This window comes from Vibrio sp. 1249-1 (assembly GCF_033340495.1).
This window is the reverse complement of record NZ_JAWOWJ010000055.1, coordinates 1-1,433: the sequence shown is the minus strand read 5'-3', so window position 1 is coordinate 1,433 and position 1,433 is coordinate 1. Positions and strand designations below refer to the sequence as shown.

Here is a 1,433-nt window from a genome sequence, read left to right as displayed (position 1 = left end):
GTGCCAAACGATGGTGTGGTGACCGTGCCGGCAGGGCAAACTGAGTTTGATGTGCGTATCGCTGCCATTGATGACGCCGTTTATGAAGGTCCAGAAGATTTCAGCGTGACGGTGACTGGCATTGGGGCGGTGCAAGGCAGCGATACGGGGACGGCAACGATAGTGGATGATGGCAGTGGTCCGGGCCCTGATCCGGATGATGACCGCCCGAATGTGACTATTTCAGACGCTGGCACCATCAATGAGGGTGAGACAGCGAATTTCAAAGTGACGTTGTCGAACGCCTCCGAGTCTACAGTACAAGTCGAGCTAGGCCTGAACTTAGGTGACACCGAAGTTGGAGACTTAGGCACCTTAGAATACAACACAGGCTCCGGTTGGGTTGCAGTGCCAAATGATGGCGTGGTAACGGTGCCAGCTGGGCAAACCGAATTTGATGTGCGTATTGCTTCCATTGATGATGCGGTGTACGAAGGCCCTGAAGATTTCAGTGTGACGGTGACTGGCATTGGCGCAGTGCAAGGCAGCGATACCGGTACGGCGACGATAGTGGATGACGGCACGGGTCCGGGCCCCGATCCAGATGATGACCGTCCAAGCGTGACTATTTCAGACGCTGGCACCATCAATGAGGGGGATTCGGCGAACTTCAAAGTCACCTTATCGAACGCCTCTGAAGCGGAAACGCAAGTGGAGTTGGGTCTTAATCTCGGCGATACCGAAGCCGGTGACTTAGGTACCTTGGAATACAACACGGGAAGTGGTTGGGTTGCAGTGCCAAACGATGGCGTGGTGACGGTGCCAGCGGGGCAAACTGAGTTTGATGTGCGCATCGCTTCCACTGATGACGCCGTTTATGAAGGCCCTGAAGATTTCAGCGTGACAGTAACCGGCATTGGGGCAGTGCAAGGCAGCGATACCGGTACGGCAACGATAGTGGATGATGGCAGTGGTCCAGGCCCTGACCCGGATGATGACCGCCCGAATGTGACTATTTCAGACGCTGGCACCATCAATGAGGGTGAGACAGCGAATTTCAAAGTGACGTTGTCGAACGCCTCCGAGTCTACAGTTCAAGTCGAGCTTGGCCTCAACTTAGGTGACACCGAAACCGGTGACTTAGGTACCTTGGAATACAACACGGGAAGTGGTTGGGTGACAGTGCCAAACGATGGCGTGGTGACCGTGCCGGCGGGGCAAACTGAGTTTGATGTGCGCATCGCTTCCATTGATGACGCCGTTTATGAAGGCCCTGAAGATTTCAGCGTGACGGTGACTGGCATTGGGGCGGTGCAAGGCAGCGATACGGGAACGGCAACGATTGTGGATGACGGTACGGGTCCAGGCCCTGATCCGGATGATGACCGTCCAAGCGTGACTATTTCAGATGCTGGCACCATTAATGAGGGTGACACAGCGAACTTCAAAGTGAC

The 1,433-nt window shown here is 55.1% G+C and carries 1 protein-coding gene; it reads left to right on the top strand.

All coding sequences use genetic code 11. The features are described 5' to 3' along the window. The coding region (locus R7Z50_RS24160; RefSeq protein WP_318149304.1) for a Calx-beta domain-containing protein at positions 1-1,433 on the top strand (1,433 nt) is incomplete at both ends.